This window comes from Serratia sp. 4542 (assembly GCF_016805595.1).
Lineage (GTDB): Bacteria > Pseudomonadota > Gammaproteobacteria > Enterobacterales > Enterobacteriaceae > Serratia > Serratia nevei.
The window spans coordinates 1-1683 of the sequence record NZ_RXKV01000015.1; the positions used below are offsets into that span (position 1 = coordinate 1).

1 rRNA gene is annotated in these 1683 nt (G+C 52.5%); it reads right to left on the bottom strand.

The window, feature by feature from the left end:
• Positions 1-46: 46 nt before the first annotated feature.
• Positions 47-1588, bottom strand: a 16S ribosomal RNA gene (locus EKL15_RS21355).
• Between the last annotated feature and the right edge of the window lie 95 nt (positions 1589-1683).

Here is a 1683-nt window from a genome sequence, read left to right on the forward strand (position 1 = left end):
ATCAGACAATCTGTGTGAGCACGCCACTCGAATCAATATCTTTAGGTAAGGAGGTGATCCAACCGCAGGTTCCCCTACGGTTACCTTGTTACGACTTCACCCCAGTCATGAATCACAAAGTGGTAAGCGCCCTCCCGAAGGTTAAGCTACCTACTTCTTTTGCAACCCACTCCCATGGTGTGACGGGCGGTGTGTACAAGGCCCGGGAACGTATTCACCGTAGCATTCTGATCTACGATTACTAGCGATTCCGACTTCATGGAGTCGAGTTGCAGACTCCAATCCGGACTACGACATACTTTATGAGGTCCGCTTGCTCTCGCGAGGTCGCTTCTCTTTGTATATGCCATTGTAGCACGTGTGTAGCCCTACTCGTAAGGGCCATGATGACTTGACGTCATCCCCACCTTCCTCCAGTTTATCACTGGCAGTCTCCTTTGAGTTCCCGGCCGAACCGCTGGCAACAAAGGATAAGGGTTGCGCTCGTTGCGGGACTTAACCCAACATTTCACAACACGAGCTGACGACAGCCATGCAGCACCTGTCTCAGAGTTCCCGAAGGCACCAATCCATCTCTGGAAAGTTCTCTGGATGTCAAGAGTAGGTAAGGTTCTTCGCGTTGCATCGAATTAAACCACATGCTCCACCGCTTGTGCGGGCCCCCGTCAATTCATTTGAGTTTTAACCTTGCGGCCGTACTCCCCAGGCGGTCGATTTAACGCGTTAGCTCCGGAAGCCACGCCTCAAGGGCACAACCTCCAAATCGACATCGTTTACAGCGTGGACTACCAGGGTATCTAATCCTGTTTGCTCCCCACGCTTTCGCACCTGAGCGTCAGTCTTCGTCCAGGGGGCCGCCTTCGCCACCGGTATTCCTCCAGATCTCTACGCATTTCACCGCTACACCTGGAATTCTACCCCCCTCTACGAGACTCTAGCTTGCCAGTTTCAAATGCAGTTCCCAGGTTGAGCCCGGGGATTTCACATCTGACTTAACAAACCGCCTGCGTGCGCTTTACGCCCAGTAATTCCGATTAACGCTTGCACCCTCCGTATTACCGCGGCTGCTGGCACGGAGTTAGCCGGTGCTTCTTCTGCGAGTAACGTCAATTGATGAACGTATTAAGTTCACCACCTTCCTCCTCGCTGAAAGTGCTTTACAACCCGAAGGCCTTCTTCACACACGCGGCATGGCTGCATCAGGCTTGCGCCCATTGTGCAATATTCCCCACTGCTGCCTCCCGTAGGAGTCTGGACCGTGTCTCAGTTCCAGTGTGGCTGGTCATCCTCTCAGACCAGCTAGGGATCGTCGCCTAGGTGAGCCATTACCCCACCTACTAGCTAATCCCATCTGGGCACATCTGATGGCAAGAGGCCCGAAGGTCCCCCTCTTTGGTCTTGCGACGTTATGCGGTATTAGCTACCGTTTCCAGTAGTTATCCCCCTCCATCAGGCAGTTTCCCAGACATTACTCACCCGTCCGCCGCTCGTCACCCAGGGAGCAAGCTCCCTTGTGCTACCGCTCGACTTGCATGTGTTAAGCCTGCCGCCAGCGTTCAATCTGAGCCATGATCAAACTCTTCAATTAAAAGCTTGATTTGCTTCCACTCGAGAAGCGATGCTCAAAGATTTACTGCATGAATTTTACTTCAGTTAGTCACTCTTCAAGACTTGATATTTTTT